This window comes from Cobetia sp. PS-4MA, assembly GCF_057670765.1.
The window spans coordinates 3,841,202-3,856,845 of the sequence record NZ_CM173107.1; the positions used below are offsets into that span (position 1 = coordinate 3,841,202).

Annotated in this window: 9 protein-coding genes; 4 read left to right on the forward strand and 5 right to left on the reverse strand. The window is 64.4% G+C overall.

The window, feature by feature from the left end; translation table 11 throughout:
• Window positions 1-459: 459 nt before the first annotated feature.
• Together AC26AR_RS16225 and AC26AR_RS16230 are read right to left on the reverse strand one after the other, a co-directional pair.
• Window positions 460-3,399, reverse strand: a complete 2,940-nt coding sequence (locus AC26AR_RS16225; protein WP_488107327.1) for an FAD-binding and (Fe-S)-binding domain-containing protein — start codon at window positions 3,397-3,399, stop codon at window positions 460-462.
• A 64-nt stretch (window positions 3,400-3,463) separates the two neighbouring features.
• Entirely contained in the window at window positions 3,464-5,170 is a 1,707-nt protein-coding gene (locus AC26AR_RS16230) for an L-lactate permease (RefSeq protein WP_271302782.1), read from the reverse strand.
• A gap of 412 nt (window positions 5,171-5,582) precedes the next feature.
• Between AC26AR_RS16230 and AC26AR_RS16235 the strand changes: the two genes are divergently transcribed.
• The 3 genes from AC26AR_RS16235 (at window position 5,583) to AC26AR_RS16245 (ending at window position 10,230) form a co-directional block, all read left to right on the forward strand.
• Complete coding sequence (locus tag AC26AR_RS16235) at window positions 5,583-6,350, forward strand: FCD domain-containing protein (protein WP_077379971.1); 768 nt, start codon at window positions 5,583-5,585, stop codon at window positions 6,348-6,350.
• Between the two features lie 77 nt (window positions 6,351-6,427).
• The gene (locus tag AC26AR_RS16240; protein WP_488107328.1) at window positions 6,428-8,788 is read left to right on the forward strand and encodes an ATP-binding protein; all 2,361 of its coding nucleotides are present in this window, start codon (window positions 6,428-6,430) and stop codon (window positions 8,786-8,788) included.
• Window positions 8,785-10,230 (forward strand): sigma-54-dependent transcriptional regulator, encoded by a 1,446-nt coding sequence (locus AC26AR_RS16245; protein WP_488107329.1) that lies wholly within the window; start codon window positions 8,785-8,787, stop codon window positions 10,228-10,230. The genes AC26AR_RS16240 and AC26AR_RS16245 overlap by 4 nt, the downstream gene beginning before the upstream one ends.
• Window positions 10,231-10,266: 36 nt before the next feature.
• Here the strand turns inward: AC26AR_RS16245 and AC26AR_RS16250 are convergent, their stop codons facing one another.
• The 3 genes from AC26AR_RS16250 to AC26AR_RS16260 all read right to left on the reverse strand — a co-directional run bounded on the left by AC26AR_RS16250 (window position 10,267) and on the right by AC26AR_RS16260 (window position 13,275).
• Window positions 10,267-10,974 carry a metal-dependent hydrolase gene (locus AC26AR_RS16250; protein ID WP_077379967.1) on the reverse strand — a complete coding sequence of 236 codons (708 nt, stop codon included), beginning with the start codon at window positions 10,972-10,974 and terminating at the stop codon, window positions 10,267-10,269.
• A gap of 247 nt (window positions 10,975-11,221) precedes the next feature.
• Window positions 11,222-11,764, reverse strand: coding sequence for a gamma carbonic anhydrase family protein (locus AC26AR_RS16255; RefSeq protein ID WP_077379965.1), 543 nt, complete (start codon window positions 11,762-11,764; stop codon window positions 11,222-11,224).
• A gap of 167 nt (window positions 11,765-11,931) precedes the next feature.
• Complete coding sequence (locus tag AC26AR_RS16260; protein ID WP_488107330.1) at window positions 11,932-13,275, reverse strand: sodium-dependent transporter; 1,344 nt, start codon at window positions 13,273-13,275, stop codon at window positions 11,932-11,934.
• Window positions 13,276-13,556: 281 nt separating this feature from the next.
• Here AC26AR_RS16260 and prlC point away from each other — a divergent pair, with 281 nt between their 5' ends.
• A complete protein-coding gene (gene prlC, locus AC26AR_RS16265; protein ID WP_479399156.1) occupies window positions 13,557-15,605 on the forward strand; it encodes an oligopeptidase A in 2,049 nt (682 codons plus the stop codon).
• The last annotated feature ends 39 nt before the right edge of the window (window positions 15,606-15,644 follow it).

Sequence of the window (15,644 nt, forward strand, 5' to 3'; positions counted from 1 at the left end):
GTGAGAGGCTTGCTCCGATATTTGGTGACCTTGTCACCACTCATCGGCAAGCGCTCACACGAATTACCTGATCAAATTTTTAAAGAGCGTCGCTGTTAAGCGAGGAGGCATATTCTATCCGGAACGCTTGAGAAGTCAAGCACTTGATGATGAGTCAATCGACTGCCTCTAAGCATCATCCAGCGGTGAGGAGCATTGCTCGATCACCTGTTCCGTAAGGAGTGCGGCGTATTCTAGCGAATCGCCCGGGATTGTCAATCGATGATTTGGAAGCGGACTTCAAAAACATCAAACAAAACAATCACCTGCAAACCTCTTTCACCGCTGGTAACGCCATGCGTCCCCGGCAGCGGATGCGTACTTTACGCAGGAACCGGGCTGAGGGCAAGGGCTTTTTCAAGAGATTGTCATCACGCTGTCACGGAGCGTCACACTCCCTCTTCTCCCTATCCTTGCCCTCTATCCTTGCCTTGATGCCGAGGCACGATCCACCAGGCCAAGAATCGACTGATAACTGAGCCCTGAGTGCTCACTCAGCCCTATCTCACAGGTGCGCGAGTTGGAGACACCATAGTCACAGTCGGCGACCACGTCCTTCAGCCCTTTCAGCGCCGAAGCATTGAGCTCCGGTGTCGCGAAGCCCTTGTCTCCCGCGAAACCACAGCAGGTGATCTCTTCCGGCACGACGATCTCGGTCGCACACTGGCGCGCCAGTGCCACGAAACGCTCCGCCAAGCCCATGCGAACACTGGAGCAGGTGACATGCACCGCGACTCTTGCCTTGAGCGGTGTGATCGAGAGGTGTGGCAATAGATAGTCGAGCACCAGCTGCACCGGCTCGACCAGCGTCAGCGATACCTCGAGATGTTCACGTGCGTAGGCCTGTGCCTGGGCGAGACACGGGCTGGTATCACAGAAGATCGGCAGACGCCCGCCATCGCTCGCCTCCACCAGCGCGACTGCCAACTCGGCGGCCTTGGCATCCCCGGCCTCGAACTGGCCCTTGGATTGGAAGGCCATTCCGCAGCACAGAGCATCCACTCCCTTGGGCAGAACGACTTCGAATCCCGCCTTGTCCATCAGGGCCAGCGCCATCTCGGTGGCGCTGCGCGGATCGATGTCGTCAGTGGCGACCCCGAAGACACGCGTGGCACAGGACGGGAAATAGACGACATGCCCATTGGGCGTCTCGTTGCGCCCCAATGGCTGCGCCAGACGTTTGAGATAGGGACGCGGAGCGGCGCCTGGCATGCTGGGAGTCCATTGCTGCACCCTGTCGCCGGAGACCTTGCGTGCGGCCTGAGTCAGCCGTCGCATGTTGCGCGTACCGACCACACCATGCAGCCCATCTGCCAGGCGCAAGACACCGCGCATGCCACTGGTGACATGGGTGAAGTGCTCGCCGGCCCAGTGCGCCACCTTCACCTTGCCCGGATGATCGGCACCGGCGTTCTCCTCGTGGCGCAGACCGCGGATCAGATCCCCGGTATTGATGCCGACCGGACACTGGGTCGCGCACAGGCCATCGCCCGCACAGGTCTCCATGCCCTGATAGGCGTATTCCTTCCTGAGCACTGCCAGCTGGTCGCGCTGTGCATCATCCGGTGCCTTGAGCGCAGCCAGGCGTGCGATCTCACGCCGGATGACGATGCGCTGACGTGGAGTGAGGCTGAGATTCTTCGACGGACAGACCGACTCGCAGAATCCGCACTCGATGCAGCGATCCACCAGCGGGTCTGCTGCCGGGAGAGGCTTGAGGTTCTCCAGATGCAGACGGGAATTGCGCGTCAGGATGACTTCCGGGTTGAGCAGATTGTCCGGGTCGAAAGCCTCCTTGATACGCCACATCAGGGCGTAGGCCTCCTTGCCCCACTCAAGCTCTACATAAGGTGCCATGTTGCGACCGGTGCCATGCTCAGCCTTGAGCGAACCACCGTACTCCTGCCCCACCAGCCGTGCGACGTCATCCATCAATGCCTGATAGCGCTCCACCTCGCCTTCACGCTCGAAGCCCTGCGGGAAGACGAAATGCAGGTTGCCTTCCAGCGCGTGGCCGAACAGGATCGCCTGGGAGTAGCCATGACGCTGGAAGACCTCCGTCAGCGCCCCGACCCCTTCCGCCAGCCGCTCGATGGGGAAGGCGACATCCTCGATGATCACGGTGGTCCCCAGGTCACGCACCGCACCGACCGCCGGAAACAGCCCCTTGCGGATCTTCCAGTACAACGCATAGCGCTGCGCATCCTGGGTGAAGGCCCACGCTTCACAGGTCTCGATGCCTTCCAGCACGCGGGCGACCTCCGCCATGCGCGCCTCCAGCTCCTGCTGATGCGCGCCGCGCACATCCACCAGCAGCGCGACCGCCGCTTCCGGCAGGGTGCGCAGCACCTCCGGCATGCCCGGCGCGTCCTCGACGGAGCGCAGCGCCGCGCGGTCCATCAGCTCCACCGCCGCCACCGGCGCCGTCTTGAGCAGCATGGTGGCGCGACAGGCCGCATCGATGTTCGGGTAGTAGACCAGCGCCGCCGCCTTGTGTGACTCCTCGATCACCGTGCGATAGGTGATCGAGGCGATGAAGCCCAGCGTGCCTTCCGAGCCGATCATCAGATGCTTGAGGATCTCGAGACCATCGGCATAGTCGACCAGCGCATTGAGGCTGTAGCCGGTCGTGTTCTTGAGGCGGTACTTGTGGCGGATGCGCTCCGCCAGTTCAGGGTCCGCCCGCACATCGCAGGCCATCCTTTCCAACGCTGCCAGCAGGCCAGCGTGGCTTGCACGGAAGGCCTGTACGCTCTTCGGCACCGCCGTATCCAGGCAGGTGCCATCGGCGAGAATGACGCGAATGTCCTCCACGGTGCGATAACTGTTGTGTGCCGTGCCGCAGCACATACCGGAGGCGTTGTTGGCCGCGATGCCACCGATCATGCAGCTGTTGATGGAGGCCGGGTCCGGGCCGATCTTGCGCCCGAAGGGGGCCAGCAATTGATTGGCACGCGCGCCGATCACCCCCGGCTGCAGGCGGATACGACCGCCCTGTTCCAGCACCTGCGCCCCACGCCACTCACCGCCCAGCTGGATGAGCACCGAATCCGTCAGCGCCTGACCGGACAGCGACGTCCCGGCCGCCCGGAAGGTTACCGGCAGCTTGCGCGCTCGGCACTCGCGCAGCACATGTCCCAGCTCCTGCTCGTCATGCACGCGCACCACCAGCTGCGGCACCAGGCGATAGAAGCTGGCATCCGTGCCGTAGGCCAGCGTCCGCAACGCGTCATGAATCAAGCGCTCAGCGGGAAGGTGCAATGCCAGCGCCTCGCGCAATGCCAGATAGGCAGCTGCACGCTCAGTCGCCGATGGGGTCTCGCTCAAGGCATCTCGTGCAATGGCGTCAGGAGCAGTCATGGCCAATCTCTTTTTGAAAAAACGGTGTGGATGTCAGTCAGGGCAGCATCACGAAAAGGCTCTGTCACTTGAGCAATGGGTCACTCAGGCCAAGCAAGTGGAACGCCAGCAAGCCAAGCACGCCAGAAGCCAATAGATAGTAAGCCGTCGGAATCGCCGTCATGCGCAGGGTGCGTCCCTCACGCCCCAGCAGGCCGACGGTCGCCGAGGCCGCCACCACATTGTGGATGGCGATCATGTTGCCGGCCGCCGCCCCGACCGCCTGCAGCGCCACCATCAGCGCTCCCGACAGCCCGAGCTGGGCAGCGACATTGAACTGGAACTGGGACAGCATCATGTTCGAGACCGTGTTGGAGCCGGCGATGAAGGCCCCCAGCGCGCCGATGCCGGACGCGAACAGTGGATACGCCTGACCGAGACTGTCAGCCACCACGTCCGCCATCACTACCGGCATCGAGGCCAGGTCGTTCAGATTGACGCCGGAGTTGATCAGGATGCGCACCATGGGAATGGTGAACACCAGCACGAATCCGGCCCCGACCAGCGTGCGCCAGGATTCACTGGCCGCCGCCACCAGCTGACGCGTCTGCATGCGATGCAGCATCAGGGTGATCAGTGCCACGAAGACCATGATGCCGCCCGGCAGGTAGAGCGGTTGTATCGACCCCGACACACCGCTGGCCCCCAGCAGGTCCGTGGCACTGAACTGCACGCTGACCAGCCACGCCTTGACGTCGCCCGACACGCGCGAGGCGACCAGCAGCAGCGCGATCAGGCCATACGGCAGCCATGCCAGCCACAGTGGTAGCGGGCGTCTGCCGGCGGCGGCCATCTCGACCTCATCACGCTCCAGCGTCAGGTCGCCCAGCCAATGCCTGGGCCATTCGGCCTCGGGCGGAAAATCCCAGCTGTCCTTCGGCAGAAGAAAACCGACACGCGCCGCCGGCACCACGATGATCAGGCCGACCAGGGCACCGATCAGTGACGGGAATTCCGGGCCGAGGAAGACTCCCGCCGCCACGTAGGGCAGCGTGAAGCACAGCCCGGCGAACAGCGCGAACGGTGCGATCGACAGCCCTTCACTCCAGCGTTTCTTCGCGCCGAAGAAACGCGTCATCATCACGGTCATGAACAGCGGCATCAGCAGGCCGACGATGCCATGCACGATGGCGACTTCCGAGGTGATCAGCTGCAGGAAGGCCTCCCAGCTGGAATGATTCGCCAGCAGCTGCTCGCTGAGGCTGGCCTTGTCGAGGCCTGCGTTCACGCCGATCACGATCGGCGTGCCCACCGCACCGAACGATACCGGCGTCGACTGGATCATCATGCCCACCATCACCGCCCCCAGCGCCGGGAAGCCGATGGCGACCAGCAGCGGCGCCGCGATGGCCGCAGGCGTCCCGAAGCCGGAAGCGCCCTCGATGAAGCTGCCGAACAGCCAGGCGATGATGATCGCCTGTACGCGACGATCCGGGCTGATGGTGGTGAAGGCACCGCGGATCACCGCGATCGCCCCGGAATGCTTGAGGGTGTTGAGCAGGAAGATGGCGCCGAAGATGATCCACAGCACCGAGACGGTGACCATCAGTCCCTGCAGCGTGGAGGCCAGAATGCGCGTCAGCGACATCTGCCACACGAAATAGCCGATGGCAGCGGTGACGAGGAAGACCAATGGCATGGCGCGGCGCGCGGGCCATTGCAGGCCGACGAGCAGGATGCCCGCCAGCAGAATGGGGGCAAAGGCCAGCAAGGCCAGGAGGGGCTCGGACATGACGGAAACTCCGCAGGCGAATTGTTGTGATTGTTGTCGGGCACAGCAGTGAAGCACTCGGGGTTGGCGCACCCTCTGGTCAGGTCTTCACATAAATTGGTCATACCAATTTACCTTGCTGCACCTCGGCATAATCTAGGCGTCGCCCTCATGGCGGTCAAACATCATGAGCTGCCTGATATCTAGACATTGGTCAAAGCACCATCGCCCTTTAAAATTGGTATTACCAATTGTTGGCGATCCCAATCAGCCACGCGAGGCGTGGTTGTCATACATATTGGTAAGACCAATGTCGGCTATAGCGCGAAGTCGCCACACGCCACACTGATCCTCGGTCGCGCCTCTTCTGCATGCCGCACACCGGCCTGCAGCACTCGGCGCCACCTTTCACTCCTGCCGCAAGGACACTTCCATGCGTTACGCCCCCGTCCGCCAACCCCGTATCGCCGATGTGCTCACCGAGCGCCTCGAGAGCATGATTCTCGAGGGCAGTCTGAAGCCCGGTGAGCGGCTTCCTCCGGAGCGCACCCTCGCCGAGCAGTTCGAGGTCTCGCGACCGTCCGTGCGGGAAGCCATCCAGAAGCTGGCGGCGCGCGGGCTTTTGACCTCACGTCAGGGTGGCGGCACCTACGTATCCGAAGAGTTGGCGCGCGCCTGGTCCGACCCGCTCAGCGCGCTGCTGGGTCGGCATTCCGAGTTCAATCTCGACCTGCTGGAGTTTCGCGACGCCCTGGAAGGCATCAGCGCCTATTACGCTGCCATGCGCTCCACCCCGGCCGACAAGGAGATGCTGCGTCAATGCTTCGAGACGCTGGAGAAGAGTTTCGAGGGACGTGATCCGGAACTGGAAGCCGGCGCGGATGCCGCCTTCCACCTCGCCATCGCCGAGGCCGCACACAACGTGGTGCTGCTGCACTCGATGCGCAGCCTGTTCCAGTTGCTGGAGAAGAGCATCGTGGCCAACCTGCGCCACCTGTTCGAGAAGCCCGAATCGCGTCCGCGCCTGATCCAGCAGCACCGCACCCTGTTCGAGGCGATCATGGAAGGACGCGCCGAAGACGCCCGCAACGCGGCCCACGAGCACCTGGTGTTCGTCGAGGATTCACTGCTGGAGCTGGAGCGCGCCGAAACCCGTGCACAGCGTGCCCTGCGCCGTGCCCAGGCCATGCCGGAGCGCTGAGGGTGCAACGCTGATGGATCAGTGAGGGTGGCCGCTCCCCCCCTTCCCCTTGAGCCCTTGCCCAGGAAGGCCTGCCGATGAAGGACACGCGTCTGCCTCACCACTGGCGTCTGCTGCTGGCGATCGTGCTACCGATCGGCCTGATGCTGTGCGTCTGGCAGGCGGTGGCCGTCGCGCGCAGCCAGTCACTCGAGCGCCTGACCCATGAAGCAGACAACGAGTTGCGCCTGACCGCCGCCAGCCTGCGTGGTCAACTGAGTCAGCATGCCTACCTGCCACGGCTGGTCGCCGAGAACGATCAGCTGCGCGCTTTCCTTGATGCCCCCGATGACCCCAGCGCCGAGATGGCACTCAATCAACGGCTGGATCGCATGCGCGCGCTCGCGAAGGTGTCCGACCTCTACCTGGTCAACGACGTCGGCACCACCATCGCCGCCAGCAACTGGCGCTCGGCATCCACCTTCATCGGCCAGAACTATCGCTTCCGCCCCTATTGGAAGGACGCCATCGACGGCGGCGAAGCACGCTTCTACGGGCTGGGGACCAGTTCCGGCGAGCGTGGCTACTTCTTCAGCGCCAGCGTGGTGAGTCCCCGCGGGCGGCGCGGCGTGGTGGTGGCCAAGGTGCAGATCGCCGCGCTGGAAGCGGCATGGCTGGATCAGAATGCCGACATCATGGTCACCGACCCGCACGGCGTGATCTTCATCGCCAGTCAGCCCGACCGGGTACTGCGCACGCTGGACCCCCTCAGTGACGAGACCCGCAACCGGCTGCTCGACACCCAGCGCTATGCCAATCAACGCCTGCGCCCCCTGCGGCTCTATCACCGTGAAGCCTTGTCCGATCTGTCGACGCCCGAGCCGCCCTTGCGTCTCGACGCCGTCACCACGGTCGAGCTGCTGCAACTGACGCCGGGCGATCTCTGGCAGCACGCCTGGTTGAGCCTGTCACGCCCGCTGCCGGACATCGGCTGGCGCCTGCATGTGCTCAAGCCACTGGCCCCGCTGCGCGGCAGCATCTGGCAAGCCGCCGGACTGGCCGCCGGTGGCTACGTACTGCTGTGCCTGCTGGCGGGGCTGGGCTGGCAACGGCTGCGCATCCTGCGCGAGCGGCGTCTGTTCGCCGAACGTGAACGACAGTCGCTCGCCGCCAGTCAGCAACGGGTGCGGGGCATCATCGACCGCACTCAGGCGGGGCTGTGTATCCTCGATGAACGTGCTCACCTGGTGTACCTCAATCCTACCGCCGTGGCGCTGTTCGGTTCGCCCTTGAGCGCCGATGCCTCACGGGACGACAGCCCCCGGCAGCCCAGCGCACGCGAAGGGCGTGACCTGCGCGAACTGTTCCTGCCGGCCGAGCGTGCGCTGCTGGACCACCTGACCCGCCCCCGCCCGATCGGGCCGCTGGAAGTGCATGGCCTGCGCAGCGGAGTGGCCGTGCCGCTGGAGCTGTCCTGCGCCCCGCTACCGAGCCCCAATGGCCCGCGCTGGCTGGTGACGGTCTTCGATGTCAGCGAGCGGCGCGCCCAGGCCGAGGCTCTCGCCCAGGCACGCGATGCCTTCGAGCAACGCGTGGTCGAGCGCACCCGTGACCTCGCTGCCAGCAATGCGCGCCTGAGCGCGGAAGTCGAGGAACGCACCCGCGCCGAGCGTGAGCTGCGCGCGACCCGCGATGAACTGATCCAGCTCGCCAAGCTGGCAGTGCTTGGCGAGCTGGCCGCCGGCATCAACCACGAGCTCAACCAGCCGCTGGCCGCCATCCGCGCCTATGCCGAGAATGCCAGCGCCTTCCTCGCCCGTGCCCAGACACCTCAGGTCGAGAGCAACCTGCGCCAGATCACCGAGCTGACCCAGCGCATGGGCGAGATCAGCGCCCAGCTGCGCCAGTTCTCGCGCAAGAGTGGTGACCGCCTGGAAGCGGTCGACCTCGCCACCAGTCTCGACTACGCCCTGCGCCTGCTGCAGCCACGCCGTGATGCCCAGGCAGTCGACATCACGCGTGAGCAGAGCACCGCCCTGCCCAGGGTGCGCGCCGAACCGGTACGCCTCGAGCAGGTACTGGTCAATCTGCTCAGCAATGCACTGGATGCGCTGGCCGACAGGCCGTCAGCGCCAGCCTGCCTCCAGCTGAACCTGCATGAACGAGCCGGCAGTGAAGGCACGCAAGTGGTGCTGGAAGTGCATGACAACGGCCCGGGACTTGCGCCAGCCCAGCTGACGCGGGTCTTCGAACCCTTCTATACCCAGCGCGCCGATGGCAAGGGACTGGGACTGGGACTGTCGATCAGCGCGCGTATCGTGGCGGATCTCGGCGGCACCCTCGAGGCGCATCCCTCACCGCTGGGGGGCGCACTGTTCCGGCTGACGCTGCCGGCGTCGGGCACGCCCTCACAGCCCCTTTCCCCATCCGCCGCCGCCAATTCACAGGAGCCGTCATGAGTGATGTCACGAATGCTGACATGCAGGTGCTGGTCGTGGATGACGAACCTCATCTACGCGACAGCCTGAGCCAGAGCCTGATGCTGGCCGATTACCTCACCCGGCCGCTGGCCAGTGCCGAGGAAGCGCTTGAGATCCTGAACACCGAAGCCCCCTTCGAGGGCGTGGTGATCACCGACATCCGCATGCCGGGCATGGATGGTCTGAGCCTGCTGCGCGCTGCCCGTGAGCTGGATGACGAGCTGCCGGTGATCGTGATGACAGGGCATGGCGATGTCGATACCGCCGTCTCCGCCATGCAGGGCGGCGCCTGGGACTTCATCGAGAAACCCTTCGATCGTGAGCGGCTGCTGGACGGGGTGCGGCGTGCGGTGGCCGCCAGACGTCTGGCGCTGGAGAACCGCTCACTGCGCGAGCAGCTGGATACCCAGCGCAACAGCGCCGGGCCGCGCCTGGTCGGCAGCAGCGAGGTGATTCAGCGCCTGGATGCCCAGGTCTCACGGCTGGCGGCGGTGGATGCCGATACCCTGCTGTACGGCGAGACTGGAGCCGGCAAGGACCGTGTCGCCCGCTGTCTGCACGAGCGCAGTCTCCGTGCCAGCAAGCCCTTCGTGGCACTCAATTGTGGCGGCATGCCGGAAACGTTGATCGAGTCGGAGCTGTTCGGCCACGAAAAGGGGGCCTTTACCGGCGCCAGCGAGCGCCGGATCGGCAAGCTGGAACACGCCGACGGCGGCACCCTGTTTCTCGATGAGATCGAGTCCATGCCGGTGTCGTTGCAGATCAAGCTGTTGCGTGTCCTTCAGGAGCGCAGTATCGAGCGACTGGGCAGCAATACACCGCGCCCCATCGATATCCGCGTCATCGCGGCCACCAAGCGTGACCTGCGTGAAGCGGCCAGCGCCGGCGACTTTCGTGAAGACCTCTACTACCGCCTGAACGTCGTCACGCTGTATCTGCCGCCACTGCGTGAGCATCGCGAGGATATCCTGCAGCTGTTTCGACACTTCGCCATTCTGGCCAGCGAGCGCACCAGTCTGGAGGTTCCGCCGCTGGATTCGCGTACGCTGCAGGCGCTGCTCGACCATGACTGGCCGGGCAATGTGCGTGAGCTGAGAAACTGTGCGGAGCGTCATGTGCTGCTGGGGGGACTGGAGGGCAATATCGGCGACAGCATGGCGGAGGGGCAGCCGCCGGGAGGTTCCGCCGAACAACGCAGCCTGCAGGCGGAGATGTCACTGGAAGAGAGCGTCAGCCAGGCAACCGAAGGGCAGGCACTGCCGACACGCATGGAGGCCTTCGAGGCCGCGCTCATCCGTGACGCGCTGGCCGCGTGCCGCGGACAGGTCGTGATGGCCTGCGAACGACTGGGACTGCCGCGCAAGACACTTTACGACAAGCTCAAGAAGCATGGCCTGAGTGCCGAACCCTACCGGCGCTGAAGCGCATGGCGGACTGCGGGAGAGGTAGCCGTCGTGTCAGACACCGGCCATCAGGCGAGACAGGCTGGCGCCGAAGACGGACAGCGGTCCCTGCAGGTGCATGATGTCCACCAGCACCGCCAGCGGCGGTAGCCAGGGAGTCATCGCGGCGATCACCGCCACCATCGCCAGCGAGTTGCCCGGCTCGCGGTAATCGAACAGCTTGAAGGCGGTGCCGAAACTCTTCTTGAGACGCGCTCCGACCATGTCGACGCTGTACATCTCATCCAGCAACAGATGGATCATGGCGCCGAACAACAGGGCGGCGCCCTGCCACCAGGCCTGCTCCTCACTCTGGCCGAGCAGATGCAGACTGGCGGCCGTCACGCCCAGCGAGCACAGCAATGAGGCCAGCAGGGAATGCCAGATGCCGCGATGGACGGTGAAACGCTTGAAGATGGCGCTGGCCACATAGCGCACGCCCAGATAGGTCGCGCCACCCGCCATCATCAGCGGCCCCGCCAGCAGGCGGTCCTGCAGCAGCAGCACGCAGGCCATGGTCGCCAGCACCGCAAACAGCGTGAACAGGATACGGATGGCGCGCGAGTTGTCTGAGTCGATGTCCGGCAGGATGCCACCGAAGGTCGTCAGGCTCGCCAGCGGCACACCCTCCGCCAGCGACCACAGGCCGCCTTGCCAGCCTGCCGCCGCCACGATACCGCCGGCAAAGGCTGCCACGGTGATATGGGTACGAAAATTGGCCATGAGATACGGGTCGCGAGCCCTCGACGATGTCACTGGACCAGTCACCACACGCTGGCACTGGATATATGTCCAGATTATGACGCAAGCATTTCATGAAAAACAATGGCTTGTCCGGGTTTGTGAGTGCAGATGCTGCCTCCACCGTCAACGCTCGGGAAATGCAGCCCCCGAAACGCGCACTCCCCCGCCAGCCAGGGCCGACGGGGGAGTGCTCTTTGCTGCGCTCGGGGAACTCCTTGAAGGAGGTTCAGCCGGCGTAATCCTCAGCCAGATGCTGATCCTTCAGCTTGACGTAGTTCACCGCCGAATAGGTGAAGAACTCACGCTCGCTGTCCTTGATGGGACGCAGCGCACGCGCGGGATTGCCCGCATACACATGCCCGCCTTCGAGACGCTTGCCAGGCGGCACCAGTGCGCCCGCCGCGATGATGACCTCATCCTCCACCACCACACCGTCCATCACGATGGCTCCCATGCCGACCAGCACGCGGTCATGGATGGTGCAGCCGTGCAGCACGGCCTTGTGGCCGATGGTGACGTCGTCACCGATTTCCAGCGGATGGCCACCCGGATTGAAGTCGCTGGCGTGAGTGATGTGCAGCACTGCCCCGTCCTGCACGCTGGTACGCGCGCCGATACGGATACGGTGCATGTCACCGCGGATCACGGCCAGTGGCCATACCGAGCTGTCATCACCGAGGGCGACATCGCCCAGTACGACACTGCTGGGGTCGATGAAAACCCGTTCGCCCAGCCGCGGCGTCAGGCCCTTGAAGGATCGAATGCTCATGCCTTGCCTCCTGAATTAGGCCACCAGCCTACTGCTCCCATCATCATGATGCCAATAGCGCGGCAGCCTGAATCGCGTTGCGGTTTGCTCGACGACGCTCATTTCCCCGCCTTGCGGCACCGCCCCTCCCGAGGACTAAACGCCCTGCTCACGTAACCCTTGGCGGCCTACTTGAAGAAGCTCCACCCCAGCACGACCAGCACCAGCGGAATCGAGATCCAGCGCAGCACCCAACGCCAGCGACGGAAGAAACGACGCGACGTCCCCAGCCCCGCCAATGCCAGATTCTGCGGCATGATCCAGCCCGCGAAGATGGCGATCAGCAGGCCGCCGATCGGCAGGAAGAAGTCCGGCGGAATCGTCGTCACCACATCGAAGGCGTTCATCTCGCCCAGCAGGTGCACTTCCTTGAGGCTCGAGAAGGACAGTACCGACAACAGGCCCATCGCCCAGACCGCGATACCCACCGCCAGCGCGGCACGCCGACGTGTTATTCCCCAGCCCTGCAGCACCTCGACGATGGGCTCGGCGATGTTGATCGAGCTGGTCCAGGTCGCCAGCAGCAGCAACAGGAAGAACAGCGCCAGCAGCAGGCTGCCGCCCGGCAGATTGGCAAAGGCGATGGGCAGGCTGACGAACATCAGGCCGGGCCCGGAAGCCGGGTCCAGTCCCTGACTGAACACCGCCGCGAAGATGGCGATCCCCGCCAGCAATGCCACCCCGATGTCCAGCGCCGCCACGGCGATCGCGGCCGTCGGCAGACTCTGGCGCTCCGGCATGTAGGCGCCATAGGCCATCAGCGCACAGGCGCCGACCGCCAGCGTGAAGAAGGCATGCCCCATGGCATTGAGCACCACGTCCAGCGTGATGGCGTCGGGATTGGGCATGAACAGCCAGCTGATGGCGGGACCGAAGCCCGGAGTGCTGATGCTGTAACCGGCCAATGCCAGCAGCAGCACATAGAGCAGCGGCATCATCAGGTTGTTGAGACGCTCGAGCCCCGAGGAGATGCCGGCGGCCACCACGCTCATGGTCATCAGCATGAAGACGGTGTGGTTGAAGGTCATGGTGACCGGGTCTTCCAGAAAGGCACCGAAGGAGGCGCCGATCTCCGGCGGGCTCATGCCGCTGAAGTCCCCCTTCAGTGAATCGACCAGATACTCGATCGACCAGCCCGACACCACCGAATAGAACGACAGGATGAAGAACATGGTGATGGCACCGAAGAAGCCCAGCCAGCGCCAGTTCGGCGTACGGCCAGCGCTGGTCGCCAGATGGGCGAGCGCCTGCATCGGCCCGCGCCGACCGGCGCGACCGATCATGATCTCGGCCATCATCACCGGCAGGCCCAGCAGCAGCACGAAGCCGATGTACAGCAGCAGAAAGGCCGAACCGCCGTTCTCGCCCGTCATGTACGGGAAGCGCCAGATGTTGCCCAACCCGACGGCAGCGCCGGTGACGGCCAGGATGAAGGCGCGGCGACTGCCCCAGCGTTCGGTGGTTTCGCTCATGTCTGCTCTCGTGGTGAAGAATCGATAGTCAATGAAGGCTCATCAGGGGCTGCAAGATAGCAGCCGCGTCGTTCAGGGCCAATGCGGGCTCGGCTCGGGCGTCCCACGCGGAGAGGTCCGGGCCGCCTCCTATCGGGTCGATAGATTGAATAACACGCGCCAAGGCCTCACATTCTAGGTATCCCCGCGGCGACGGTGACACCGTTCTCGTGGCGCCTCCGATGCGCCAGTCTTCCTTTACCGTTCACCGCTGCCGCCCATCCGATGACGCGAGGTACACGATGTCGATCAATCCCCTGCTGGAACGCAACACTCTGCCCCCCTTCGACACCCTCAAGGCCGAGCATGTCGAAGACGCGATCAGCGAACTGCTGGAGCACAACCAGCAGGAGATCGAGCGCCTGATCGAGGCCACCCGCGACGACACGCGCTGGGACAACTTCGCCGCGCCGCTGGAAGCGCTGGGCGACCGCCTGAGTCAGGCCTGGTCACCGGTCTCGCACCTCAACTCGACCATGAATTCCCCCAAGCTGCGCGAGGCCTATCAGGCCTGTCTGGCCAAGCTGTCGGCCTACTCCACCTGGGTGGGTCAGAACAGCGATCTGGCTGCGGCCTATCAGCGCCTTGCGGACAGCGACGAATTCGCAAGCCTCGATGAAGCCCAGCAGAAGGCGATCACCAACAGTCTGCGCGATTTCCGTCTCGCCGGTGTCGATCTGCCCCAGGACAAGAAGCAGCGTTATGGCGAGATCCAGGCGCGCCTGTCCGAACTCTCCAACACCTTCTCCAACCATGTGCTGGATGCCACCCAGGCCTGGCACAAGGATGTCGAGGAAGAGGCGCTGGCGGGCGTGCCGGAAAGCGGCCTCGCGGCGCTCAAGGCCAACGCCGAGGCCAAGGGGCTGGAAGGCTATCGCATCACCCTGGACTTCCCGAGCTTCTTCCCGGTGCTCAGCTACGCCGACAACCGCGAGCTGCGCGAGGAGGTCTACACCGCCTTCGTCACCCGCGCCTCGGAAAAGGGTCCCAACGCCGGTGATTTCGACAACGGTCCGGTGATCGAGGAGATTCTGGCCCTGCGTCAGGAACTGGCCAGGCTGATCGGTTTCGACGATTACGCCTCACTGTCACTGGCGACCAAGATGGCCGACTCGCCGGCACAGGTCATCAGCTTCCTCGAGGACCTCGCGACCCGCGCAGTGCCCCAGGCGCGTGAAGAGTTCAACGAGCTGGCGGCCTACGCCACCGAAAGCCTCGGCATCGATGACCTGCAACCGTGGGATGTCGGCTACGCCAGCGAGAAGCTGCGCGAATCACGCTACGCGATCAATCAGGAACAGCTGCGCCCCTACTTCCCGGCGCCGCAGGCCATCGACGGGCTGTTCGAGGTGGTCAATCGCCTCTACGGCATCACCTTCAAGCAGCGTGAAGTGCCGGTGTGGCACGACGACGTCAGCTACTACGAGGTGATCGAGAATGACACGCCGATCGCCGGCTTCTATCTCGATCTCTATGCCCGCGAAGGCAAGCGTGGCGGCGCCTGGATGGACGAGTGCCGCGTGCGTCGTCGCCGCGAGGATGGCAGCCTGCAGTTGCCGGTCGCCTATCTGACCTGCAACTTCACCCGCCCGGTGGGTGGCCGCCCGGCGCTGCTGACCCACGATGAAGTGGTTACGCTGTTCCACGAGTTCGGTCACGGTCTGCATCACATGCTGACCCGTCAGGAAGTCGCCGAAGTCTCCGGCATCAATGGCGTGGCGTGGGACGCCGTCGAGCTGCCCAGCCAGTTCATGGAGAACTTCTGCTACGAGCGTGAAGGGCTGGATCTGATCGCGCGTCACGTGGACACCGGCGAGCGTCTGCCCGACGACATGCTCGAGCGCCTGCAGGCAGCCCGCAACTTCCAGGCGGCGATGACCATGGTCCGCCAGCTGGAATTCTCGCTGTTCGACTTCCGCCTGCATCACGAGCTCGACACGCCGTCCGCCGGCGATGTCCAGACGCTGCTCGACGAGGTACGCAGCAAGGTCGCCGTGGTCCCGGCGGTCGAGTTCAACCGCTTCCAGAATGGCTTCAGCCACATCTTCGCCGGCGGTTACGCCGCGGGTTACTACAGCTACAAGTGGGCCGAAGTGCTGTCGGCGGATGCCTTCAGCGCCTTCGAGGAAAGCGCGGTCTTCGACACTGCTACCGGTCAGCGCTTCCGGGAAGAGGTACTGGCCAAGGGTGGCTCGCGTGATGCCGCCGAGCTGTTCCGCGCCTTCCGGGGCCGTGACCCGCAGGTCGATGCCCTGCTGCGTCACTCCGGCATCGGTGCCCAGGCGGCCTGAGCCTCGCCCAGACCCCGGTCTTGATGACGGCGCAAGCCT

Coding starts and splice junctions, on each gene's coding strand:
- AC26AR_RS16225 (WP_488107327.1), bottom strand. CDS start 3,399: ATGACTGCTCCTGACGCCATTGCACGAGATGCCTTGAGCGAGACCCCA.
- AC26AR_RS16230 (WP_271302782.1), bottom strand. CDS start 5,170: ATGTCCGAGCCCCTCCTGGCCTTGCTGGCCTTTGCCCCCATTCTGCTG.
- AC26AR_RS16235 (WP_077379971.1), top strand. CDS start 5,583: ATGCGTTACGCCCCCGTCCGCCAACCCCGTATCGCCGATGTGCTCACC.
- AC26AR_RS16240 (WP_488107328.1), top strand. CDS start 6,428: ATGAAGGACACGCGTCTGCCTCACCACTGGCGTCTGCTGCTGGCGATC.
- AC26AR_RS16245 (WP_488107329.1), top strand. CDS start 8,785: ATGAGTGATGTCACGAATGCTGACATGCAGGTGCTGGTCGTGGATGAC.
- AC26AR_RS16250 (WP_077379967.1), bottom strand. CDS start 10,974: ATGGCCAATTTTCGTACCCATATCACCGTGGCAGCCTTTGCCGGCGGT.
- AC26AR_RS16255 (WP_077379965.1), bottom strand. CDS start 11,764: ATGAGCATTCGATCCTTCAAGGGCCTGACGCCGCGGCTGGGCGAACGG.
- AC26AR_RS16260 (WP_488107330.1), bottom strand. CDS start 13,275: ATGAGCGAAACCACCGAACGCTGGGGCAGTCGCCGCGCCTTCATCCTG.
- prlC (WP_479399156.1), top strand. CDS start 13,557: ATGTCGATCAATCCCCTGCTGGAACGCAACACTCTGCCCCCCTTCGAC.